The sequence below is a fragment of the Paenibacillus sp. JT22N1 genome (assembly GCF_059692155.1).
Window position 1 is genome coordinate 182,110 of sequence record NZ_JCAUAW010000015.1, and the last position, 22,982, is coordinate 205,091.

Below are 22,982 nucleotides of genomic sequence, written 5' to 3' on the forward strand. Positions count from 1 at the left end.
AGTGAATCCTATGAAATATGTGCATTTGGATTCCGTTGAGCCGGGTCAATTTTTGGGCCGAACGATATTTGCCAGCAATGGAGCTATTTTGCTTTCAGAAGATGTGCAATTAACGGTGTTTATGATTAACACGCTTAACCGAATCGGAGTCACAATGATTTACATCAAAGACCCGAACCTAGAGGATGTTGAAATCCCGGAAATCCTTTCGGATGAAACCAAACGTATCGTTATGCAGCATATGGGTCAAACGTTCGCGGCTATCCAGTCAGGTAAGGAATTTAACTCGCGTGCTATGAGTATTTCGATTAATACGCTGCTGGATGAGATCATGAAAAATCGCGATGTCCTCGTGCAGTTGACGGATATTCGTACGCAGGATAACGAGATGTATGTCCATGCTACGAATGTCTGTATGATGGCCGTGCTCATTGGGATTAATATGGGATTCAATGGAACCCAATTGAAGGAGCTCGCCATTGGTGCGCTTCTGCATGATGTGGGTAAGGTAGAGCTTGTTTGCGATGATGAATCGCCCGACATGAAGAAGCATCATACCTGGCGCGGCTTCGAGCTTCTGAAGAACAAGCGTGAATTCAGCCTGCTCATTGCCCATGTAGCCTTCCAGCATCATGAAACGCTTAACGGCAAAGGGGTTCCAAGAGGACTTATGAGTGAAGATATTCATATTTATGCGAAAATTACGGCTGTCGCGAATATGTATGATAATCTCCTCTTTGATGTCTCCTTAGGGCGTCGTATGCTGCCGCATGAGGCTTGCGAGCATATGATGGCGGTAGCGGAGACCCAGCTTGATCGCGATGTCTTGATTCAGTTTCTGAAGATCGTCTCGATCTATCCGACGGGAGCTTCCGTTCGATTGTCCAATCGGGAGACGGGTGTCGTAGTCGGACAGCATAGAGGACTGCCAAGTCGTCCGATTGTGCGAATCGTGAAGCAAAATACAATGGATAAAGAGCTGGATATCAAAGAAATTGATCTGGCTAAGCATACGACCATTTTCATCGAACAGGTTCTGTAATAAAAGGGTAGTCATTTGTAAAAAGATGAACAGAAATGATATGATAAGGCAAGCAATCGATACCAATTTGTACATGCAGGGGGTATAAAATATGTGGAGTTATCTGATTCCCATTCTCACGTTAATTGTTGGCTTGGTCGGTGGGTTCTTCATCGGCGTATTCTATTTAAAAAGACAGCTGGAATCCATGCAGAACAATCCGGAAATGCTGCAAAAAATGGCCAAGCAAATGGGCTACAACATGAACAAGCAGCAGCTAAACAAAGCACAGCAAATGATGAAAAACCAAAAGTGGAAATAAGACGTAGGGTTAGAATAACCCTTCAAAAGGGCTTTGCTGTTTAACCGTACGAACGGTGGGCAGCACGAGCCCTTCCTAATTATAGGGATCTTTGAGTGTAGCTCAAAGTAGGACGTACCAGTACTATTCAGAGGTGGCTCAAGCGATGGCTAGCAACAAAGACCGCATCATGGAAGCAGCCATGGATTTATTTCATGATCATGGTTTTCAAGGAACGGGTCTGGAAGATATATTGACGAGCAGCGGTGTATGCAAAAGCAATTTTTACTACCATTTTAAAAGTAAAGAAGAACTAGGTTTGAAAGTTATTGAGCGCAAGGTGCAGGAGATGCGGCAATCTGTGATGGAGCCTAGTTTGGGTAATGCGCAATTATCGCCGAAGCAGCGGGTGCTGGCATTGTTTGAACGCATGCTGGCTTTTTGTGAGGAGCATGAATGCCGTAGAGGCTGTTTCTTCGGTAATCTGGCCTTGGAGTTGAGTGATAGCTCAGAGGAGCTGCGTAAGCCGTTGAGCCGCTTTTTCAATGAGTTGGAAACTGAAGTAGAATCCTGTTTGCAGGAAGGTAAGAGACGAGGCGAGCTGCTGCTGCAGGGATTAACCCCCGTGGAGTTGGCGACCCCGATAGTATCCCTTCTGCAGGGTGGGATGCTGCTCACCAAAACGCATAAAGACAGTAGAGCGTTGCGCGACAGTATCAAGGTTTTGACCGTTTGTATGGGGTAGAGGATAAGAAAGAGGAGTGATAGAAAGATGGCGTCCATTGACTACAAAAATACAAGAGTTGCTGAGAATCGGGAGCTGATTGAACAGCATGTCCGAGAGATTTTAAGGCTGATTGGCGAAGATGTAGATCGGGAAGGCTTATTAGACACACCTGCTCGCGTAACCCGTATGTATGAAGAAATTTTTTCGGGCTATGAGGCGAATCCACGCGATGTGATGGGTGTAACTTTTGATGAACAGCACGAAGAGTTGGTTATTATTAAGGATATTATCTATTACAGTCAATGTGAGCATCATATGGCGCCCTTTTTCGGGAAAGTGCATGTAGGGTACTTACCTAGCGGAAAAGTGGCTGGACTTAGCAAATTTGCTCGTCTGGTTGATGTGATCACTCGTAAGCTGCAGGTGCAGGAGCGGATTACTTCAGAGATCGCCGACATTCTAGATGATGTCCTGAAGCCGCACGGCGTCATGGTTGTGGTGGAGGGAGAACATATGTGTATGTGCTCCAGAGGCGTGAAGAAATACGGGAGCCAAACGATTACCTCAGCTGTTCGCGGTTCTTTCCGCTCAGACTCGACACTTCGTGCTGAATTTCTGTCTTTGTTAAAATAAGCAATGCGTACGAGGGATGTGCATGGAGACAATAGTCTTGTGCATCATCCCTTTTTTGGTTCAGAAAGTGCGGCATGACTTGTTGCGAGGTAGTCGATATAGTATTATTTTACCACATAAGAAAGTTTAAGATTTTCGGACCTCGAGAGAGGTTTATCTTACATAATACACGATCCCTAAGTGACTATCGTACATGCTGTAGCATAAACTGATAGGAAACAGGCAGAGGTATACAGAGTGGCTTATTGAACCAAAGAGAATAAGAACTATACCGGGCGTCCGGCAACAGCACTAGAGGAGGCAAGCTTATGAACAACATACGAAAATATCGGCCAGGTGAGGCTGGTTCCTCTAAATTGAGTGAAGAACGGGATGAATTTGAGCGGGATTATGCGAGGTTAATCCAATCTCCGACCTTTCGTCGGCTGCAGGGGAAGTCGCAGGTGTTCGGCGCAGGATCAGGTGATTACTATCGAACACGTCTGACCCATTCGCTCGAAGTTGCTCAAATCGCCAGAGAAGTGGCGAAGCGGCTAGAACGGACGAATCCTTTTTTGAGTAAAAGAGAGCACCCTGGCTTGATCATTGATCCTACTGTCGTCGAGTGTGCGTCAATCGCTCACGACTTCGGTCACCCGCCTTTCGGGCATAAAGGGGAAGAGGTTCTGAATCATATTCTGATGAGGGATCATGGCTTAAAATATGAAGGCAACGCCCAAAATTTCCGCATCCTGATGTTTCTAGAAAAAAGAGCAGGCAGTGAAAGCGGCCTGGATCTTACAGCCGCGGTGCTTCTTGGTATTAATAAGTATCCATTTTTGATCGAGGAAGAAGGCCGACTTAAGGGTGTCTATGCCTCGGAGTGGGAAATCATTCGTGAGCTGCGCTCGCAATGGAACATGCCGGAGGGCTGTTCGACCTTAGAAGCACAATTGATGGATTTATGCGACGATATCGCGTACTCCACCCATGATATTGAAGATGGAATTCGTGCTGGCAAAATTCAAATGAATGCAACCTTTTTTGAGGATCAAAGACTGATTCGTCATGTGGTCATGGAAATATTAAATGATCCCAACAAGCATAAATTCGGCTGGGAGCAAGTCAATATCGAGCAAATGGTCAGGCAAGTTCTGTCGGACTACCTGGAGCAATGGGAGCAAATTTTCTCAGAGTGCAACGGGGAAGAATCACGAACGCGTAGAGAGATGAAAGCCCGCTGGGTGAGCTCTTTCGCAAGTAGCCTGGACATTCTGGATGACCCTGACCGAGGTTGGAAAAAGGTTGCGCTCGTGAAAGACGGAGCCGAGGATATGAATTTGCTGCGAACGATGGAAATTCTCAAGAAGCTTGCGTGGGTAACGCTGATCAAAGACTTCCGCGTGCTGCGCCTGCAAAAACGCAGCGAGATCATCGTCGAGCGTCTGTGGGACAGCTTCATCGACAAGGAGAAGGGGCAGTGGATCATGCCTCCCGACTGGATAGATAGCTATGAACGCCGTAATGCCACATGGAGCTGGCCGCGTTTCGTCGCGGATTACATTTCCGGTATGACCGACGCCTACGCGGAGAAAGTCTACGCCGAATTGTTCGCGAGCAAATCCGGCTCGATTTATGAGATGGATTAGTTGGGGAAAACGATGCAAAAACGAGTAGGCGCGATATAAAAGCATTTGCATGGGATTCTCGCCATGTTCAAAGATATGGAAGATGTAAAGAGTGCAGTAAATTTAGTCCATTTCGACGATTTCAAGAGAACAAATGCAAAAAGTGCATCTAAATCGGGAAATCTGGCCCATTTTAGGCTAGGATGCAAGAATTTGATGTACAAAATGCATCACTGTTACTCAAAATGAAGAATAGACGATGATTTACTGCACTTTTTGCATGATGTTGTGAGTAGACCTAGTTAGGTGCTGCCGAAATGTTGATTAGAGGCAAAAAAATATCGGCCCACGAGGGGCCGATTTTATAGGGAGGAGGGAATACCAAGGTTAGCTTGCATAGGAATAGTCGTGATACCGTTAAGGAAATTCATCGTTCGGCGCATATACGTTTTCGGTTCTGCTCGGTAAAGCAGCTCATGCTGCGCTTTTGGGATAATCCACAGCTTGGATTTGGAGTCTTTCTGCTGCTTGAACATATCCTCTACCATGCCATAGGGTGCTTTGTAATCTTCCGTGCCATGGATGAAGAAAATCGGCATCGGATAAGCTGTTGAGGTTACTTTGTTGTAAGGCACTTCTTGCAAGCTTACACCATTGAGCAAAGGGAAGAATAAGCGTACAAGCGGTAGAGATGGAAATTTTGGCACATTAACGACTTGCTTCATATTATGATAGAGTGTATCTGGATTGAGCAAAAAAGTGCTGTCCAGAATCATCCCCGAAATATCGTTGCCACTTTGAAGAGCAGTCTGTAGTGCTGTTCCTGCTCCCATAGAGAAGCCCCAAATATAGATAGGACCGCTGGATTCCTGCTTGATATAATGGATGGCGCCAAGCAACTCTTGCGATTCTTGAATGCCGCCAGTCATAATTCGTTTACTATTAGGGTGCACATAGCCATAGTCGAACATGAGTACATTATAGTTTTGCAAATGAAGTTCGCGGGCTAAATTGTAAATGGGAACCCAAAGTTCTTCGCGATTGCCGCCATAACCATGGGAGAAGATGACGGTTTTGTCGGATTTGCCAGGTATGAACCAACCGTCTAGGTTTGACGTACCATTCAGACTTGGGAAGGTCACACTGTTGTAAGGAAGACCAACGGCCCTCATCGGATCCGAATGAAGCGGGTCAATATGCGGTCGAGCTAGTGTCCAAGCAATATAGGCGTGAAAACCAAGAAGTAAAGAAGTACATAGGATTAGGAATGAAATGAGGATGGTTAAAACCAGCCTTTTTTTGCGCAAAAGCGGTCGGGTGACCACTTGCTCAAGTGTGGGTTGTAGTGAACCAGTTCCAGGGGATAGAGATGTTGTTGACATCGTAGTACCCTCCCTCCATTAAAATTAGTGTGATTATGCTGCTGCGGGCTAGAGGTTAAAGGGAGAATGAATTATTTAAATATTCAGATAAGTGTTCTATTAACTTAATATTATTCTGAATGCGCTTACAAGTCAATGAGGTTGCGCTAATTGTAAGCCCTTTGTAATCGTCTTGTAACAATGAGAAAACGGACGTTTGACCATATATAGGGATCTTTGGTCTTGACCTAAGTCTCTCCTCTATAGGGATCTTTGGTGACCAAAGTCTCTCCTTTACGGTTTACACGAGTTTCGTTATACTGAATATAACTGAGTTTCATATAGTGAAACTTTTTGACACGGATGAAAGTGGTGAAAAACGATGGAAGATGGCAAGCTGACGGTGCGTGCTGTAGAGCGCGCTTTAGATATTATGCTTTGTTTCACGGGGGCGTCGGAATTGACGCTGACCGAAATAGCAAGTCGTGCTGGGCTTCACAAAAGCACGGTGCACCGCCTTCTGGCATCCCTAGAAGGCAAAGGCTTCATCATGCGTGATGGCTCGACAGATAAATACAGACTCGGTTATCGGTTATGGGAGTTGTCCGCTAACCTCTCCAAAGAGGGAGACCCCGGCGTCATTCTGCTGCCGGAAATGGAACGACTGCGCGATCAACTCGGCGAGACGATCTCGCTTTACGTACAGGACGGCCTGGTGCGCGTACGCGTCCAAGCCGTACAGAGCAACCACGCCATTCGCCGCGTTGCCCCTGTCGGGGCGCGAATGCCCCTATACGTCGGCGCCTCGAGCAAGGTGCTCGTCGCCTTCGCTGAGCCAGCGCTGCAGGAGCAGCTTCTAGCCTCGGCCGATTGGCCGACTGGGCTAGATAAGACTGCGTTCCTGCAGCAGCTCAGCGACACCCGACGCGCAGGCTTCGCCACGAGCGTCGAAGAGCGCGAACCCGGTGCGGCGGCTGTGGCCGCACCGGTTCTGGACCGCGGCGGCCGGCTTGTCGCCGCCCTCGCGGTCTCGGGTCCAGCGAACCGGCTCACGCTGGAGCTGATGCAAGAGCAGGCGCCGCTCATTGTGGAGGCGGCGCGACGTATGGGAACGATGCTGCGATAGCGCATCGTCCTTTTATGCGGCTTCGTGCTGACGCGAAGCCGCGGCCCTACTCGTCATCCGTAGTCAGGATGACGGATGCTTTGCTTCTAGGAGGTCATACTAGAAGAGGGAAGGGAGTGGCAAGTAATGAATAAGACAGCCTCGATGCTGGCGATCTGGATCAGTCTTGCCAGTAATATCGTGCTGACCGCCATCAAAATCATCGTCGGCCTCAATTTCAAAAGCCAAGTGCTTATCGCCGACGGCATACATAACGCGGGAGATGTCATTGCGACCGCAACTGCTTATAGCTCGATGCGCGTTTCCTCCAAACCAGCGGATATTGATCATCCTTACGGGCATGGCAAAGCCGAGGTGCTCGGAGCCTTCATTGTCGCTATCATCTTAGGTGGAGCAGCCATTTACATGGGCTACCACTCTATTCATGCGCTATTTGAGCCCGCTGGAGAGGCGCATATTATTGCATTTATCGCGGCGATCATCTCGCTAGTTTGGAAGCAAATTCTTTATGTCTACACGAAACGTATCGGCAGTAGGGTCAACAGCAAAGGATTAATAGCCACTGCTTATGACCATTTGGCCGATGTATATGCTTCCATTGCGGCTTCGGTCGGCATAGGTCTGGCCTTAATCGGGGATCACTACAACTATGATATTTTGGCTTATGGCGACCCCGTGGCTGGTATCATCGTTTCTTTTTTAGTGCTGAAATTGGCGTACGAAATGGGCAGCGAATCTTTCGACATTCTCATGGAGCGCAGTGTAAGTACGACATACATTGAACAATACGCGGCATTGATCCGATCTGTACCAGAGGTCAAACGGATCGACCGCCTGCGAGCACGCGAGCACGGTCATTACATATTAGTTGACGCCAGACTGGCTGTTTCGGGCAAATTAACCATCCAAGAAGGCCATGACATTAGCCGCCTTATTAAGCAAAAGATCAAGGAAGCGCATAGTGATGTGGATGAGGTGTTGGTTCATTTAAATCCTTGGTATGAGGAGTCAATTAAATCAGGCGGTAACTGATCTTAACTCTTGATCTAACCTCCTGAGCTAAGAATTCGCATTCTATGTAAAAACACCTCTACGCGAGGTCGCTCACCATGGAGCGGCTTCGATAGAGGTCTTTGCTTCTCTTACATCTTTTTTTTCTTTGATTACCCAGCAAAAATATGATTCCCAATCCGCACAGTCTGCGGACGTGACCAGATCCATTTGCTCGTCGCAGTTTTAGGATTAAAATAATACAAGGCACCCTGGGTAGGGTCTAAGCCCCGGACAGCATCCTGTGCTGCCATATAGGCTGTCGAATCCGGTTTCAACCAGTATTGGCCGTCACTAACGGCTGTAAAAGCCCCAGGTTCAAATATAATGCCTTGGATTGAATTCGGGAACTTACTTGATTGTAGACGATTCATGACTACGGCCCCAACGGCCACTTGTCCTTCATAGGATTCACCGCGAGCCTCGCTGTAAATCACCTTCGCTAACATATCCAATTCAGCTTGATTCACCGAATAGTTACGTAAAGCCTCCCAAGTTTTCGCTCCAATCATGCCGTCAACGGTTAGACCATAATTATATTGAAAATTGCGAACAGCAGCGGCCGTAACCGGACCATATTTGCCATCCACAGGTTGCTGATAGTAGCCTAAAGTCTCGAGTCGGAACTGAGCGTCCCAGACATCACCGTTTTGACTGCCTTGCTTCAAAGTAGTTGCAGCAGAAGCCGGTTGGCTCCATTCGCTTACGGTAAAACCTAATCCCATTGAAGCTAGCAGCACGACAAGGACGAGTTTTTTTATCAACTTCATTTTCATCTCCCCTTTCGTTCTATCAGTATAGGTGCCGAGGAGGGGAGGCTCAACCCGCAGTTATTGGCAATACAGCCCAAACCCTTGGCGCCGTAAGGGAATTTAATATGTAAAAATAGCTTTACAAATGCTGATTTTATCTTTTTGTAACAATAAAAAGCCCGAGACCGCCAATAAGGCAATCCCGGACTTTTGCTGTGTAATGCGTTTTGTGTGTGTTTTGCTGTATTAGTTTTTCTCTGCAAGGATTGAACGAAGAACAGTTTGTAGAATACCACCATTGCGGTAATAGTCTACGTCCACCAAGCTATCCAAACGCACAAGTGCGGTGAATTCGAAGCTTGTGCCATCTTCACGAGTAGCAGTTACTTTTACAGTGGAACCCGGTTGTACATCGTTGCTCAGACCTGTGATATCGAATGTTTCACGACCTGTGATACCTAGTGTTTTCCAACCATTTCCTTCAAGGAATTGAAGTGGAAGAACGCCCATACCAACAAGGTTACTGCGGTGAATACGCTCGAAGCTTTCCGCGATAACGGCTTTGACGCCAAGTAGGAATGTACCTTTTGCCGCCCAGTCACGGGAGCTTCCAGTTCCGTATTCTTTACCCGCGATAACTACGAGGTTTTGGCCTTCAGCTTGATACTTCATGGAAGCATCGTAGATGGATTCAACTTCGCCAGTTGGCAGGTAAGTTGTTACGCCGCCTTCTGTTCCTGGTGCCACTTGGTTACGAATACGGATGTTCGCGAACGTTCCGCGCATCATCACTTCGTGGTTACCACGACGGGAACCGTAGGAGTTGAAGTCTTCTTTTTTCACACCATGGTTAATCAGGTATTGGCCTCCAGGGCTGTCAACTTTGATGTTACCGGCAGGGGAGATATGGTCCGTTGTAACGGAATCTTCCAAGAGTGCCAACGTTTTTGCATTGCGAATATCTGCGATATCATCCAGAACCGTGCCCAGATCTGTGAAGAACGGAGGCTCTTGAATGTAAGTGGAATTGTTGTCGAACTCGTATAGATCGCCTTCCGGAATTGCGATTTGGTTGAAACGCTCATTCGCACGGAATACGTTGCTGTATTTATCACGGAACATATCAGCACTCATTGCAATACCAAGAGCTTCTTGAATCTCTTGGTTTGTAGGCCAAATGTCTTTGAGGTAGACAGGTTGATTGCTTTGATCGTAGCCGATTGGATCGTTAGCCAAATCAATGTTCACTGTTCCTGCAAGTGCATAGGCAACAACAAGCGGAGGTGATCCCAGGTAATTTGCTTTCACTTGAGCATGAACGCGGCCTTCGAAGTTACGGTTACCCGAAATAACGGCAGCCACAGTCATATCGTTGTCGATGATGGCTTTGCTTACTTCTTCTGGAAGCGGACCGGAGTTACCGATACAAGTTGCGCAGCCGTAGCCTGCAACGTGGAAGCCAAGTGCTTCTAGAGGCTCAAGCAAGCCTGCTTTAATCAAGTACTCGGTAACAACCAGGGAACCTGGTGTCAATGAGCTCTTAACGAAAGCTGGTTTTCTCAAACCGCGAGCTACCGCTTTTTTCGCCACAAGTCCGGCACCTAGCATAACGCTCGGGTTCGATGTGTTTGTACAGGAAGTGATTGCTGCTATGACAACTGCTCCTGTACTCATTTTGACAGTTTCGCCGTTTGGATAAACAACATCAACGACTTCTTCGATTTTCTCATCAGTAAGGCCATAGCCACCTTTGTCGATAGGTGTACGGATGATGGAGTTGAAAGACTCCTTCATGTTCGTAAGCTCGACGCGGTCTTGTGGACGTTTAGGACCAGCTAAGCTTGGTACTACAGCGCCAAGATCAAGTTCAATTACATCTGTGAACTGAGGATCTGGTGTGCTGTCTGTACGGAACATACCTTGTGCTTTGTAGTAAGCTTCTACAAGTGCGATTTGATCTGCTTCACGACCCGTACTTCTCAGGTAGTTCAACGTTTCGTTGTCGACTGGGAAGAAACCGATTGTTGCGCCGTACTCAGGAGCCATGTTCGCTACCGTTGCACGGTCAGCCAAGGAAATGTTGCTCAGACCAGGACCGAAGAACTCAACGAATTTACCAACAACGCCTTTTTTACGTAAAATTTGTGTAACAGTCAGAGCCAAGTCAGTTGCTGTAGCGCCTTCTGCCAGGTGGCCTGTCAATTTGAAACCAACAACGTCTGGAGCTACGAAGTAAAGCGGTTGTCCAAGCATACCAGCCTCAGCTTCAATACCGCCTACGCCCCAACCTACAACACCAAGTCCGTTGATCATTGTAGTGTGGGAATCTGTACCTACGAGGGAATCAGGGTAAACAACAGTTTCGCCATCGATCGTTTTCGTAGCTGCTACGGAAGCCAGGTACTCCAAGTTAACTTGGTGAACGATACCTGTTGAAGGTGGAACAGCACGGAAGTTATCGAACGCTGTTTGTGCCCAACGTAGGAAACGGTAACGCTCTTCGTTTCTTTCGAACTCTAGGTTAATGTTGTAGTCAAGTGCATCCGGGGATCCGAAAGCATCGACCATAACAGAGTGGTCAATTACAAGGTCTACAGGAACGAGTGGGTTGATCCGTTTTGGATCTCCGCCTTCACGAGCCATCGTCGCACGCATTGCCGCAAGGTCAACAACGACGGGTACGCCTGTGAAATCCTGAAGAACGATACGAGCAGGAATGAAAGGAATTTCTTTGTTTTCATCGCGGCCTTCAGCCCAACCAGCGATTTGTTTAACGTGTTCACTTGTAATAGCACGACCGTCGAATTGACGAATAGCGGCTTCGAGTAAAACGCGAATGGAGACAGGTAGATTGCTAACAGTTCCGTGGCCTTGATTTTCAAAGTCAGGAAGACTGTAATACTGGAACGATTTCGTTCCCACAGTTAACTGCTTACGCACAGAAAAAGAGTCCTTGTTGGACATGGGTAATTCCTCCTCAAAATATTATATCCATTGGTTTCATCTAATGAAACTCAATTTCATTAATCCCTCTACATCAAGTATAGCGTTTCGCTGTGTATGAGTAAAGATTAATTTCAATCATTTTTACCGTCAAAATGTCATATATTGAATCAATTCAAAGCAATTCGGGCTCGTCCTAAGGAGGATACCAAGATGTCCTGGAAAACAGCGCTCTATAACTACGTCCACGCTAAGAACCAGGCAGAGATCGAAGGCTCTGCTGCACCTTTGGAAGCTTATGTCTCAGACAGCGCTTATGTACGGAAACAGGATGTCAAGGTGCGTAGGCTCCTGAACAGTTACCGCGACCGTGATGCTAAATTGCTGCGCGGAGAAACAAAGCTGCGTCTTACTGGTGTCAAAGAATCACCCCAAGTGATTATTGCGGATATCCAATTACATCGATTTCTAAATTATCGGATTGGATCCATCGAACATTTTGAGGAACGTATTGAACCTGAACGTGTGTTCATAGATAGCGCGGAGAACCGCTGGCATGTCCGGTACACAGAACCTCTCCATGGAGAAAAGTCGCTTCCGAGCAAGCAGCGAGGCGTCTTTTTGCCTGACCATGAAGGTTTTGTGGATGGGCTTCGCAGAGCGCCCTCACTTCCTTATATCAATCATAGTATACTCAACAGCAGTGCTCAGGAATCAGCTCCTCGCAAAATCATTTATAATCGCGCCAAAGCGGCCCATTATGCAGAAACTTGGTGGCAAACCCCGAATCCGAAATACGAGGAGTTTGAAGTCGACTGTACGAATTTTGTATCGCAATGCCTCTTTGCAGGCGGGGCTCCAATGGACTATACTGGGAAAAGGGATTTGGGCTGGTGGTATGCTGGCAAAAGAGGCAATCAAGAGCTTTGGAGCTTCAGTTGGGCTGTTGCCAATAGCCTACAAACATTCCTCTCACATAGCCGCAGAGGTCTGCAAGGTCATGCGGTAGATGATCCAAGAGAGCTTCAACAGGGAGATACAATTAGCTACGACTGGGATGGCGATGGCCGCTATCAGCACAATACGATTGTGATAGGCAAAGATGCCAACGGGATGCCGCTGGTCAATGCGCATACATATAATAGCCGTAATCGCTATTGGGCTTATAAGGATTCACCTGCTTGGACAGAGAGGACGAAGTACGTTTTCGTTCGGGTTGCTGATTATATGTAATAGGAAAAGAAAATGCAAATACTAGACGGAGGTACGTAATGAGCCGCAAAATACGAATTGGACTAATTTATGGGGGGAAATCCGGAGAGCATGACGTGTCCCTGCAAACAGCATTGGCGGTTATGAAAGCTGTGGACTTCAATAAATATGAGATCACACCGTTTTATATATCCAAAAAAGGCGAATGGAGAAGCGGCGCACCCCTATTAGCTCCGGCTGAATCCAAGGAAGTATTGACTTTTAGCAGTGGAGAAACCGCTGCAGCCGCACCTGTTTCCAATGCTTTGGCACCCATATTCGGGGCCATTCAGACAAAAGGCGATGTGGCTATTGTTGCAACGAATACAGCTGGCATGAAGGACACTGGCTTAGACGTTATTTTCCCTCTTTTACACGGTACTTTCGGCGAAGATGGGACCATTCAAGGATTACTTGAAATGGCCAACATTCCATACGTAGGTGCAGGCGTGCTTGCATCAGCCGTCGGGATGGATAAAGTCATGATGAAGAAGGTTTTCGCACAAGAAGGGCTTCCACAGTGTATTTTCCGCCATTTCACTCGTACCGAGTGGGAAAAGAACCGTGCGTATCACCTGATTGAGCTCGAAACGGCTATCGGATATCCGTGCTTCGTGAAGCCGGCTAATCTAGGCTCCAGTGTCGGTATTTCCAAAGCAAGAAATCAAGAAGAATTAATTAAAGCGGTCAATTTCGCTTTCCAATATGATCGTAAAGTCATTATTGAAGAGAATATCGATGCCCGCGAGATCGAAGTAGCCGTTTTGGGCAATGATGAACCTATTGCTTCTGTTGCTGGTGAAATCGTGTCCTCGAACGAATTTTACGATTACAAAGCGAAATATATGGACGGCAAATCAGCGATGGTTATACCTGCAGACATCCCCGAAGAAACGTCCGAACAGATCAGACAGCTAGCGCTTCAAGCATTCCTTGCTGTGGACGGCAGCGGCTTATCGCGTGTTGATTTCTTCTTAGGCAAAATCGATCAGAAGATCTACATCAATGAAATCAATACGATGCCCGGCTTTACACCATTCAGCATGTACCCGCTGCTATGGAAAGAAACCGGTAAACCATACACAGAGCTGCTCGACGATCTTATTCGTCTGGCTATCGAACGGCATACAGCGAAGCAGAATATCCAATATTCTTTTGATGTGGAGTAGATGCATATGGGATTTCAAACGGAGTTCAATTCGGTTTGCAAGTTTAAGTCCGCGCAGGAGCTCTATGAGCTTCTAGAGTATGGCCGCGGCAAAATGGTGAAAAGCGGCTTCCGCGTCTTTCCAACCGGTCAGAAGGTCATTGCTTACACGCCAGAGAATCAAGCGATTGCCATTGTCCGAATCGTTGCCTCCATCGCGGAAATCAATTTCCAAGGTGATGAAGTGACGCAAGTGGAGATGGAGCTCATTCGCCGTCTGACGGAAGAAGAGTCACGGATTCAGACCTCACTTGCTTTTGAGATGTTTTTTGGTGAGCAAGCATAGTCGCATAGCGTAATTAAAAGACATCGTCCGATATGGACGGTGTCTTTTTTTGAATACATCACTAAAATAAGCTCAAGAAGAAAAAGTGCCACCATAGCGATGAAAAACATCCTTACAAGATGAGGTTGACGCCGAAATAGTCTGTTTCTCGCTTCGTATTGATGTTTTTCATCACTAAAATAAGCTCATGACGAAAAAGTGCCACCATAGCGATGAAAAACATCCTTACAAGATGAGGTTGCAACCGATGTAGTCCGTTTCTCGCTTCATAGTGATGTTTTTCATCACTATAAGAAGCTCAAGACGAAAAAGTGCCTCCATAGCGATGAAAAACATCCTTAAAAGATGAGGTTGCAGCCGAAATAGTCCGTTTCTCGCTTCTTAGTGATGTTTTTCATCACTAAAATAAGCTCAAGACGAAAAAGTGCCTCCATAGCGATGAAAAACATCCTTACAAGATGAGGTAGCAACCGATGTATAGTAAGTTTCCTGCTGCCCTCGTACTCGGTACTACAAGAACTTAGTACTTATTCAATCTAGCTGGAAGAACTACAATGTACCTAGTAGATATTCAGATTGGAGCGTGAAAAGGATGAGACAAACGTTATTGACGGACAGAAAGTTCATTGCCTATTGGCTTTTCAATATTGGCTTAGGTATACCAACTCCATATGCACTTATTTATATGATTTTTGGGTTTTATGGCTTTATGTCGCCTCCATCGACGCAAGATCGGTATATGGCTGCGGGGGTGCTTTGCGTCTACTTGTTGGTTTGGTTTATCGGAAACTATATATGTTTGCGAAAAGAAGATCGAGGCACCAAGTACGGTATGTTAGCGTTAAGCTTGCTGCCACTGGCGATTTCGTCTTTTATAAGCTTCAAAATCATAACATCCATCTCATCCTAATTAGGTGAGTTGTGTATGTGCGGCTCCTCCAGAGGGTACCCTATGAAAGGAATTTTTTCATAACAAATAACAAATGCATTCGTCCAACAGGACGATGTAAGCCATTTATCCTTGCATACTCTTCTTGGAGGTTACCTTGCATGATTATTCGCCTTGGGTATGTGGCTATGTCGACGATAGTCAAGAATGCGTCCCCTTCCAAAACGATGACAGTGACGAACTTCAGCAAGCTTTTGGATCGAGAAGCGGCCATTCGGAAGCTAGAGCGACTTGGCGCCGAAAATTTGCATAATACGCTTAGATTGCTCAGGCACAACCGTGCGCATGACATCATGGTGTTTCGCTTTTCTTCTAGGCTGATCCCTCTCATAGGACATGAAATGTTAGGTGACTGGGACCCAATTACCACGCTTTCTGCGGAATTCCAAGAGCTTGGCAGCTACGCTAAGCAGTCTGGCATGCGCGTAAGCTTTCATCCGGATCATTTCACCGTCCTGAGTACGCCAAAGGAAGATGTGCTGCAGAAATCAGTGGAGGATCTAGAACGCCATACGGCTATGTTTAACGCGATGGGGCTGGGTATGGAAGCTATGTGCAATATTCATGTAGGAGGTTCCTACGGTGATAAAGAGAAAGCGGCTAAGCGGTTTATTCAGAATTTTTCCGCGCTGCGCCCTGAAATTCAGAGGCGGATTACACTTGAGAATGATGATAAAACCTTCACTGCGCAAGAGACACTCGATATTGCAGAAAAGGTGGGAGTGCCTATGGTGCTGGATATTCATCATCATGCGGTCAATAACAACGGAGAGGATGCAGCAGATCTCTGGCCGCGGATTCGACAAACGTGGTCGAGCCAGGAGAGTGAGCTGTCCGAACAGACTGCAAACGTACTCCCACCGAAAATCCATGTTTCAAGTCCAAAAAGTGAAACGGATCTAAGAAGTCATGCAGATTACGTGGAGGTAGGACCTCTTTTCGGATTCCTACGTGCGATAGCTCCAAACACGCCAAATCTAGATATCATGATTGAAGCGAAGAAGAAGGATGAAGCGTTATTTCGCCTCATGGAAGACCTCAAGATGCAAGAGGGAGTCAAGGTTCTCGACCAAGCCTCGATCCAGCTATAACCGTTCAGATTTAATTCTTGAATTGTTGGACAAAATGGGGTACTTTGGAGAGTGGGAATGAACGACGCACAATCCATTGTGAGAGGGGCTTCTTAATACCATGAGTCAATTGTTAACCGGAAAAAATATACTTGTAATGGGTGTTGCCAACGACCGCAGCATCGCTTGGGCTATTGCTCAATCCTTAGCGGCACAAGGAGCTAATCTCGTTTTTACCTTTGAAAATGAGCGTGTTGAGGAACGCGTTCGCAAGCTCGCAGACACGATTCCAGGCTCAACATTGATGCCTTGCAATGTAACTGTAGATGCTGAGATCGAAACACTTGCATCCACACTCAAAGAGAAGTTCGGTGTGCTTCACGGTCTCGTACATAGTATTGCTTTTGCTAAAACCGAAGAGCTGGACGGGCTATTCGTTGACACATCGCGCGATGGTTTTGCTTTAGCGCATGACATCAGCGCTTATTCCCTTGTTGCGGTATCGAAACGGATTTACCCGCTGATGACAGAGGGCGGCAGCATCATGACGATGACCTACCTCGGCGCTGAGCGCGCGATGAAGAACTACAACGTCATGGGCGTTGCCAAAGCTGCGCTGGAAGCTAGCGTGCGCTACCTGGCGAATGACCTCGGTCAATTCGGCATTCGCGTCAACGGTATCTCCGCTGGCCCGATTCGTACCTTGGCTGCCAAAGGCATCAAAGACTTCAACTCCATCCTGCGCCAAGTGGAAGAGAAAGCGCCGCTGCGCAAAACAACGGATACAGCCGAAGTAGGCGACACAGCGATGTTCTTGATGAGTAACCTTTCCCGCGGCATCACGGGTGAAGTTATCTATGTAGACGGTGGATATCATATCGTTGGCATTTAAACCCGTATACTAAGAAATTCCGTATTGCCTTATGGGTGATACGGTTTTTTTACGCAAAAAACAGGCTGATTCTAGTTAAAATGTAAAATTATACGAATATTTTGGGATGAAACGCACTAGTATTTAAAACGTATTATTTACTATACTGGAGTTACCAATTAAATAAATGAAAAGAAAGAGTTGAGATAAATGGTTGAGAGTAAGGTGGAGCCTTTCGTGGTGGGCAGTAAGAGCTTTACAGCGGTGGCCATTAATACGGCAGCTAAGGCTGGGCAATGGATTAAGAGCAAGCTGGGGGACATTAATCGCGTGGATACGAAGTACTCCTCTCAAGATTTGGTCACTGAAGTGGATAAAGGTTCGGAGAAGCTAATTCGTAATTTGATTATGACTCATTTCCCAGATCACTCCATTCTTGGTGAGGAAGGCGTGGAGCCAGGGCCAGAGGCTTCGGCCAAAGCGCTTCAAGCGATGAGCGATGAGGAGTATCTCTGGATCGTGGATCCGATTGATGGGACGACGAATTTTGTTCACGGTTTTCCGTTCTATTCTGTTTCGATTGCGCTGGCACATAAGGGTGAAATTATTGTAGGTGTCGTCTATGATCCTTCGCGTGACGAACTATTCGTCGCTGAAAAAGGGAAAGGTGCCTATATGCACGGCAATAAGACGACGGTTTCGCTCGATAGCAAGCTATCCGAGAGCTTGGTTGCAACCGGCTTCCCTGCGGACCGTGACGGCGCGCTCCCGATCAATCTTAAAGGGACGCTTGCTTTGGCGCCGAAGGTAAGAAATCTTCGCTCGGGTGGGTCAGCAGCGCTGCATATGGCGTACGTTGCTGCAGGACGATTAAGCGGGTTCTGGGAGATTGGTCTTAGCGCATGGGATGTTGCTGCAGGCTCGTTGTTGATTCAAGAATCCGGCGGTAAAGTGAGCGATACGGCTGGGAATCCATACCGGCTTGCCGTAAGAAATGTGCTTGCTACCAATGGTCAAATTCATGACGAACTTCAGCAGGAGTTGGCTGGAGCGGGAGCGACAGGTTTGTAAGGTTGAGCAGCTTACAAGATTTTCTTGTTGACAATCCAGCTATTTAAAGTATTATAAGACTATAATTTAATTTAGCTGCGGAGCTTAGGAGAACAGCAAGTTTATTTCAAATTGTACGTTACCATGCGTGCATTTGGAATAACTTGCTGTTTTCTTTTTGTTCCCAGAAAAGAAGGCGGTGAAAATGAAAGCGTTTTAAAAAAAAGGGTGGTTTAAATAAGGAGAGACTTTGATCTCCGATCAAAGCCCCAAAGCGGAGAAATTTTGACCTATGGTCAAAAGATCCCAAAGCGGAGAGACTTTGATCTACGCTCAAAGATCCCTATATTAGGAGGAACAACATGAGTCCATTTTTTGGTGAACTGATTGGTACTATGATTTTAATTATTCTTGGTGGCGGCGTTTGTGCAGGGGCAAGCTTGAAGAAGTCGTATTCGAATAGTCCTGGCTGGATTGTTATAACAATGGGTTGGGGGATGGCGGTTGCAATGGCAGTTTTCGCAGTTGGGAAGTTTAGTGGAGCGCATCTGAATCCAGCGGTGACTATTGGCTTGGCAAGTGTCGGGGAATTCCCTTGGAAAGATGTTCCTTCATACATTTCAGCGCAGTTGTTGGGAGCCATTGTAGGAGCGACTTTCGTGTGGGTGTTCTACTTCCCGCATTGGAAAGAGACGGAAGATCCAGCTACAAAGCTTGGCGTATTCTCGACGGGTCCTGCAATCAAGAACACAGGAGCTAATTTTGTAAGCGAAGCATTGGGTACGTTCTTTCTCGTATTTGGCATCATGGCGATTGGCGCGAATAAATTCGCAGATGGGTTGAATCCATTGATCGTTGGGTTTTTCATTTTAGCTATCGGCTTATCATTGGGCGGAACGACAGGTTATGCGATCAACCCGGCACGTGATTTGGGACCGAGAATAGCTCACGCGATCCTGCCTATTCATGGTAAAGGCGGTTCCAATTGGGGGTATGCTTGGATTCCGGTTTTCGCTCCGATTATAGGTGGAGTTGCTGGAGCGCAATTTTATAAGATGGCTACCTCAGGAAATCAAACGCTTACAATTATAGTGATGGCTGTATTTTTCCTAGTTGCAATTATCGTTGGTAAAATGACTTCCTCTACCGAAGTGAGCAGTCAGGTACTTAGACAGAAAAAAGCCGGTTAACAAGTAACCGACAAAAGAAAATATATTCCAATGTAAGTGTATCATAGATGAAATAAAAATTCTAATTATACTTTTTGGAGGCTAATAACCATGGAAAAGAAATATGTGCTTTCATTAGATCAAGGAACGACGAGCTCTCGTGCTATTTTATTTGATAAATCCGGTGCCATTATGGGTGTTGCTCAAAAAGAGTTTACACAAATTTACCCGAAACCAGGTTGGGTTGAGCATAATGCCGAGGAAATTTGGGAGACGCAGCTTGAGGTGCTCAAAGAAGTTTTGATCAAAAATCATGTGCATCCGCACCAAATTGCAGCTATCGGGATCACGAACCAACGCGAGACAGCGGTTGTTTGGGATAAACTTACTGGCAAACCCGTGTACAACGCCATCGTTTGGCAAAGCCGACAAACCATGGACATTTGTAATGAACTGAAAGAACAGGGCTTTGATCCTACAGTGCGTCAGAAAACAGGACTGCTCATTGATGCTTACTTCTCCGGTACGAAAGTGAAATGGATATTGGACAACGTACAAGGCGCTAGAGAAAAAGCCGATAACGGCCAATTGTTGTTTGGCACCATCGATACTTGGCTTATCTGGAAATTGACCGATGGTAAGGTCCATGTAACGGACTATTCCAACGCATCGAGAACGATGATGTACAACATCCACGAATTGCAATGGGATCAAGAGCTGCTTAATATGCTGAATGTCCCTGCATCCATGCTGCCTGACGTGCGTCCTTCCAGTGAAGTGTATGGTGAGACGTCCAAAAGTTTGTTTGAAGTGCAAATTCCGATTGCCGGAATCGCTGGTGACCAGCAAGCGGCATTGTTCGGACAGGCTTGCTTCGAAGAAGGGATGGCCAAAAATACTTACGGCACAGGCTGTTTCATGCTTATGAACACGGGCACCAAAGCTGTTGCTTCCCAGAACGGACTGTTGACTACGATTGCATGGGGCTTGGATGGCAAAGTGGAGTATGCGCTGGAAGGCAGCATTTTCGTTGCGGGCGCTACGATCCAGTGGTTACGTGACGGTCTTAAACTTATTGAGAAGGCTTCTGATTCTGAAAAGCATGCTTCCGCTGTAGCTAGCACAGATGGCGTGTATCTCGTGCCTGCTTTTGTAGGACTAGGCGCACCTTACTGGGATATGGAAGCTCGGGGTGCGATCTTTGGGTTGACGCGTGGAACGACGCAGGACCACTTTATACGTGCAGCGGTAGAATCCTTGGCTTACCAAACGAAAGATGTGCTGGAAGCTATGGAAGCAGATTCGGGCATCCAATTACAAAAGCTGGCGGTTGACGGAGGTGCAGTGGCGAACAACTTCCTGATGCAGTTCCAAGCGAATCTTTTAGGCGCAGCTGTAGATCGCCCTCGCGTACTGGAAACGACAGCACTGGGCGCAGCTTATCTGGCTGGTCTAGCGGTTGGCTACTGGGCAGGAAAACAAGATATTATCCAGAACAAAGTGATCGAGCGTACGTTCGAATCTTCCATGGAATCTGCTGAGCGCGATGGGTTATATGAAGGCTGGAAAGCAGCGGTTCAAGCAACAATGGGCTATAAACAGAAAAAAGAGCAATTGGCCTAATCGAATAGATGCAAAGCATGGAGAAGAGAGTCATAATGTGGCTCTCTTTTTTCTGCGCTATGATCAGGATGGGAGAGAAGGGGGAGATTGTTGAGATTACCCATCACATGATCGAAGCTCTCGGGCTCTGTGCACGGTAAGTCAAGTCTGGTGTAAACGCTCAACATGCACTATAATTGGAGATATATCGTTTATTTAAACGTTTCAATTAACTGGACACGCTCAGGCGTGATCGGGAAATGGATGGAGTGCTTCTATGACGGCAAATACACACGTGCAATCAGGATCTGGTCCGGATATTATCACTTTTGGAGAAACCATGGCACTGCTCATGCCCTCCGGTGGCAAGGGGTTGGAATATTCATCTGAGCTTCACAGCTTATTTGGTGGAGCCGAGAGTAATGTAGCTATTGGCATATCGCGCCTTGGTGGCAAGGTTGGTTGGTTCGGACGTTTAGGTAAAGATCCATTAGGTCGTATGATTTATAAAAAAATTCGCGGTGAAGGCGTCGATGTTTCCCGTGCTGAGCTGACAGCAGAAGCTCCTACGGGGTTAATGATGCGTGAAGTGCTTATGGGCAAAACATCTGTTTACTACTATCGTAAAAATTCAGCAGCGAGTCTGATGAGTGCGAAGCATTTGGATGAGGCTTATATCGCTGGGGCCAAAATCCTGCATATCACAGGCATCACTCCTGCCTTGAGCGAGTCTTGTAAAGAGACGGCTTTCGAAGCTATTCGGATGGCTCGTAAGCATGGCGTCAAGGTCAGCTTTGACCCCAATTTGCGTTTGAAGCTATGGAGTATTGAAGATGCGCGTCCTGTGCTGTTAGAACTAGCTAAACTGTCTGATATTTTCTTACCTGGTTTAGATGAACTGAAGCTGCTCTACCAGACAGAGGACTGGGATGTTATCGTGAGCAAGCTGCGTGAATTATCAGCGATATCCATCGTCAAAGGTGGAGAAAATGAGACGTACGTCGTAACCTCAGATAGCGTTACAGCAGTTCCATATTTTAAAGCGGAGCATGTGGTTGATACCGTTGGAGCGGGTGATGGTTTTTGTGCGGGCTTTTTGGTTGGCGTGTTAAAAGAGTATGAATATGCGGAAGCCGTGCGTATCGGAAATCTCGTGGGCTCCTTGATCGTTCAGACCGAAGGGGACTGGGAAGGCGCTCCGACTTGGGAACAAGTGGATGCCGTACTTAACGATGTTAAACATATAGAACGTTAAAAGCTTGAAATAGAAGGGTGTAGATTCTAATGAAAAAAATTAAACTGATTCAACAAATTTCAAATGAAGGCGTCGTTGCCGTTCTACGTGGCGATACGCCAGAAGAAGTCGTGGAAATGGCCGATCAAGCCATTGCTGGCGGAATTAAGGTCATCGAGGTCACAATGACCGTGCCTTTCGCGCTGCGCGCTATCGAGGAGCTCGCGAAGCGCTACTCGAGCACAGCGCAGGACGCGGCTAAGTACGCGATCATCGGGGTGGGCACAGCCCTTGACCCAGAGACGGCGCGTGCCGCGATCCTCAGTGGGGCCGAGTTCGTCGTCGGCCCATCGCTTAACCCGAAAACGGTTGAGCTCTGCAACCGTTACAGAGTTCCCGTCATGCCAGGGTGCATGACGATTCAAGAGATTCAGACGGCGCTTGAGCTCGGCGTCGATATCGTCAAGCTCTTCCCGGGCAATCTCTACTCGCCCGCGATGATTAAGGCCATTAAAGGTCCGCTGCCGCAGGCGAACATCATGCCGACCGGTGGCGTCTCGCTGAGCAACCTCGGCGAGTGGATCCAGGCCGGCGCCGTTGCCGTCGGCATCGGTTCCGATTTGACTAGCGAAGCCGTCAAAACCCGTAACTACAGCCTTGTTGCTGACAAGGCAGCTCAATATATCGAGGCCTACAAAGCGGCCAAGAAGTAGGAAATGCGTACGCTCCGTCGAAATGATGACGGAGCGTATTTTTTTTGAACTTGCTTCCT

21 protein-coding genes are annotated in these 22,982 nt (G+C 47.0%); 18 read left to right on the top strand and 3 right to left on the bottom strand.

Annotation, left to right across the window (positions count from 1 at the left end; genetic code table 11):
• The first annotated feature begins 10 nt into the window (after positions 1-10).
• The 5 genes from AC58UU_RS27175 (at position 11) to AC58UU_RS27195 (ending at position 4,310) form a co-directional block, all read left to right on the top strand.
• Positions 11-1,042 carry an HD-GYP domain-containing protein gene (locus AC58UU_RS27175; RefSeq protein ID WP_497320320.1) on the top strand — a complete coding sequence of 344 codons (1,032 nt, stop codon included), beginning with the start codon at positions 11-13 and terminating at the stop codon, positions 1,040-1,042.
• Between the two features lie 91 nt (positions 1,043-1,133).
• Positions 1,134-1,343 (top strand): YneF family protein, encoded by a 210-nt coding sequence (locus tag AC58UU_RS27180; RefSeq protein WP_036632513.1) that lies wholly within the window; start codon positions 1,134-1,136, stop codon positions 1,341-1,343.
• Between the two features lie 145 nt (positions 1,344-1,488).
• Positions 1,489-2,067, top strand: coding sequence for a TetR/AcrR family transcriptional regulator (locus tag AC58UU_RS27185; protein ID WP_497320322.1), 579 nt, complete (start codon positions 1,489-1,491; stop codon positions 2,065-2,067).
• Positions 2,068-2,094: 27 nt separating this feature from the next.
• Positions 2,095-2,682, top strand: a complete 588-nt coding sequence (gene folE / locus AC58UU_RS27190) for a GTP cyclohydrolase I FolE (RefSeq protein ID WP_056833970.1) — start codon at positions 2,095-2,097, stop codon at positions 2,680-2,682.
• Positions 2,683-2,990: 308 nt separating this feature from the next.
• Positions 2,991-4,310 (top strand): deoxyguanosinetriphosphate triphosphohydrolase family protein, encoded by a 1,320-nt coding sequence (locus AC58UU_RS27195; RefSeq protein WP_497320323.1) that lies wholly within the window; start codon positions 2,991-2,993, stop codon positions 4,308-4,310.
• A gap of 341 nt (positions 4,311-4,651) precedes the next feature.
• Here AC58UU_RS27195 and AC58UU_RS27200 read toward each other — a convergent pair whose 3' ends face one another.
• On the bottom strand, positions 4,652-5,671 hold the full coding sequence (locus AC58UU_RS27200) for an alpha/beta hydrolase (protein ID WP_497320325.1): 1,020 nt from the start codon (positions 5,669-5,671) through the stop codon (positions 4,652-4,654).
• Positions 5,672-6,032: 361 nt separating this feature from the next.
• Here AC58UU_RS27200 and AC58UU_RS27205 point away from each other — a divergent pair, with 361 nt between their 5' ends.
• Positions 6,033-6,776, top strand: coding sequence for an IclR family transcriptional regulator (locus AC58UU_RS27205; RefSeq protein ID WP_171694145.1), 744 nt, complete (start codon positions 6,033-6,035; stop codon positions 6,774-6,776).
• Between the two features lie 126 nt (positions 6,777-6,902).
• Complete coding sequence (locus tag AC58UU_RS27210) at positions 6,903-7,808, top strand: cation diffusion facilitator family transporter (protein WP_497320327.1); 906 nt, start codon at positions 6,903-6,905, stop codon at positions 7,806-7,808.
• A 131-nt stretch (positions 7,809-7,939) separates the two neighbouring features.
• Here the strand turns inward: AC58UU_RS27210 and sleB are convergent, their stop codons facing one another.
• Positions 7,940-8,596 carry a spore cortex-lytic enzyme gene (gene sleB, locus AC58UU_RS27215; protein ID WP_497320328.1) on the bottom strand — a complete coding sequence of 219 codons (657 nt, stop codon included), beginning with the start codon at positions 8,594-8,596 and terminating at the stop codon, positions 7,940-7,942.
• A 228-nt stretch (positions 8,597-8,824) separates the two neighbouring features.
• Positions 8,825-11,542: an aconitate hydratase AcnA gene (acnA, locus tag AC58UU_RS27220; protein WP_497320329.1), complete on the bottom strand. Its 2,718-nt coding sequence runs from the start codon at positions 11,540-11,542 to the stop codon at positions 8,825-8,827.
• Between the two features lie 192 nt (positions 11,543-11,734).
• Here acnA and AC58UU_RS27225 point away from each other — a divergent pair, with 192 nt between their 5' ends.
• The 11 genes from AC58UU_RS27225 to AC58UU_RS27275 all read left to right on the top strand — a co-directional run bounded on the left by AC58UU_RS27225 (position 11,735) and on the right by AC58UU_RS27275 (position 22,923).
• Positions 11,735-12,754, top strand: a complete 1,020-nt coding sequence (locus AC58UU_RS27225; RefSeq protein WP_497320330.1) for an amidase domain-containing protein — start codon at positions 11,735-11,737, stop codon at positions 12,752-12,754.
• A 38-nt stretch (positions 12,755-12,792) separates the two neighbouring features.
• Positions 12,793-13,941, top strand: coding sequence for a D-alanine--D-alanine ligase (locus AC58UU_RS27230; RefSeq protein ID WP_497320331.1), 1,149 nt, complete (start codon positions 12,793-12,795; stop codon positions 13,939-13,941).
• 6 nt (positions 13,942-13,947) lie between these two features.
• Positions 13,948-14,265 carry a hypothetical protein gene (locus AC58UU_RS27235; protein WP_029194487.1) on the top strand — a complete coding sequence of 106 codons (318 nt, stop codon included), beginning with the start codon at positions 13,948-13,950 and terminating at the stop codon, positions 14,263-14,265.
• Between the two features lie 592 nt (positions 14,266-14,857).
• The gene (locus AC58UU_RS27240) at positions 14,858-15,175 is read left to right on the top strand and encodes a hypothetical protein (RefSeq protein WP_497320332.1); all 318 of its coding nucleotides are present in this window, start codon (positions 14,858-14,860) and stop codon (positions 15,173-15,175) included.
• Between the two features lie 140 nt (positions 15,176-15,315).
• On the top strand, positions 15,316-16,305 hold the full coding sequence (uvsE, locus tag AC58UU_RS27245; RefSeq protein WP_497320333.1) for a UV DNA damage repair endonuclease UvsE: 990 nt from the start codon (positions 15,316-15,318) through the stop codon (positions 16,303-16,305).
• 100 nt (positions 16,306-16,405) lie between these two features.
• Positions 16,406-17,176, top strand: a complete 771-nt coding sequence (gene fabI / locus AC58UU_RS27250) for an enoyl-ACP reductase FabI (RefSeq protein WP_029194483.1) — start codon at positions 16,406-16,408, stop codon at positions 17,174-17,176.
• 189 nt (positions 17,177-17,365) lie between these two features.
• Complete coding sequence (locus AC58UU_RS27255; RefSeq protein WP_497320334.1) at positions 17,366-18,226, top strand: inositol monophosphatase family protein; 861 nt, start codon at positions 17,366-17,368, stop codon at positions 18,224-18,226.
• A gap of 341 nt (positions 18,227-18,567) precedes the next feature.
• Complete coding sequence (locus tag AC58UU_RS27260) at positions 18,568-19,395, top strand: MIP/aquaporin family protein (RefSeq protein ID WP_497320335.1); 828 nt, start codon at positions 18,568-18,570, stop codon at positions 19,393-19,395.
• A gap of 90 nt (positions 19,396-19,485) precedes the next feature.
• On the top strand, positions 19,486-20,997 hold the full coding sequence (gene glpK / locus AC58UU_RS27265; RefSeq protein ID WP_497320336.1) for a glycerol kinase GlpK: 1,512 nt from the start codon (positions 19,486-19,488) through the stop codon (positions 20,995-20,997).
• Positions 20,998-21,253: 256 nt separating this feature from the next.
• Positions 21,254-22,231 (top strand): sugar kinase, encoded by a 978-nt coding sequence (locus tag AC58UU_RS27270; RefSeq protein WP_497320338.1) that lies wholly within the window; start codon positions 21,254-21,256, stop codon positions 22,229-22,231.
• Between the two features lie 29 nt (positions 22,232-22,260).
• Entirely contained in the window at positions 22,261-22,923 is a 663-nt protein-coding gene (locus tag AC58UU_RS27275) for a bifunctional 2-keto-4-hydroxyglutarate aldolase/2-keto-3-deoxy-6-phosphogluconate aldolase (protein WP_497320339.1), read from the top strand.
• The last annotated feature ends 59 nt before the right edge of the window (positions 22,924-22,982 follow it).

Coding starts and splice junctions, on each gene's coding strand:
- AC58UU_RS27175 (WP_497320320.1), top strand. CDS start 11: ATGAAATATGTGCATTTGGATTCCGTTGAGCCGGGTCAATTTTTGGGC.
- AC58UU_RS27180 (WP_036632513.1), top strand. CDS start 1,134: ATGTGGAGTTATCTGATTCCCATTCTCACGTTAATTGTTGGCTTGGTC.
- AC58UU_RS27185 (WP_497320322.1), top strand. CDS start 1,489: ATGGCTAGCAACAAAGACCGCATCATGGAAGCAGCCATGGATTTATTT.
- folE (WP_056833970.1), top strand. CDS start 2,095: ATGGCGTCCATTGACTACAAAAATACAAGAGTTGCTGAGAATCGGGAG.
- AC58UU_RS27195 (WP_497320323.1), top strand. CDS start 2,991: ATGAACAACATACGAAAATATCGGCCAGGTGAGGCTGGTTCCTCTAAA.
- AC58UU_RS27200 (WP_497320325.1), bottom strand. CDS start 5,671: ATGTCAACAACATCTCTATCCCCTGGAACTGGTTCACTACAACCCACA.
- AC58UU_RS27205 (WP_171694145.1), top strand. CDS start 6,033: ATGGAAGATGGCAAGCTGACGGTGCGTGCTGTAGAGCGCGCTTTAGAT.
- AC58UU_RS27210 (WP_497320327.1), top strand. CDS start 6,903: ATGAATAAGACAGCCTCGATGCTGGCGATCTGGATCAGTCTTGCCAGT.
- sleB (WP_497320328.1), bottom strand. CDS start 8,596: ATGAAGTTGATAAAAAAACTCGTCCTTGTCGTGCTGCTAGCTTCAATG.
- acnA (WP_497320329.1), bottom strand. CDS start 11,542: ATGTCCAACAAGGACTCTTTTTCTGTGCGTAAGCAGTTAACTGTGGGA.
- AC58UU_RS27225 (WP_497320330.1), top strand. CDS start 11,735: ATGTCCTGGAAAACAGCGCTCTATAACTACGTCCACGCTAAGAACCAG.
- AC58UU_RS27230 (WP_497320331.1), top strand. CDS start 12,793: ATGAGCCGCAAAATACGAATTGGACTAATTTATGGGGGGAAATCCGGA.
- AC58UU_RS27235 (WP_029194487.1), top strand. CDS start 13,948: ATGGGATTTCAAACGGAGTTCAATTCGGTTTGCAAGTTTAAGTCCGCG.
- AC58UU_RS27240 (WP_497320332.1), top strand. CDS start 14,858: ATGAGACAAACGTTATTGACGGACAGAAAGTTCATTGCCTATTGGCTT.
- uvsE (WP_497320333.1), top strand. CDS start 15,316: ATGATTATTCGCCTTGGGTATGTGGCTATGTCGACGATAGTCAAGAAT.
- fabI (WP_029194483.1), top strand. CDS start 16,406: ATGAGTCAATTGTTAACCGGAAAAAATATACTTGTAATGGGTGTTGCC.
- AC58UU_RS27255 (WP_497320334.1), top strand. CDS start 17,366: ATGGTTGAGAGTAAGGTGGAGCCTTTCGTGGTGGGCAGTAAGAGCTTT.
- AC58UU_RS27260 (WP_497320335.1), top strand. CDS start 18,568: ATGAGTCCATTTTTTGGTGAACTGATTGGTACTATGATTTTAATTATT.
- glpK (WP_497320336.1), top strand. CDS start 19,486: ATGGAAAAGAAATATGTGCTTTCATTAGATCAAGGAACGACGAGCTCT.
- AC58UU_RS27270 (WP_497320338.1), top strand. CDS start 21,254: ATGACGGCAAATACACACGTGCAATCAGGATCTGGTCCGGATATTATC.
- AC58UU_RS27275 (WP_497320339.1), top strand. CDS start 22,261: ATGAAAAAAATTAAACTGATTCAACAAATTTCAAATGAAGGCGTCGTT.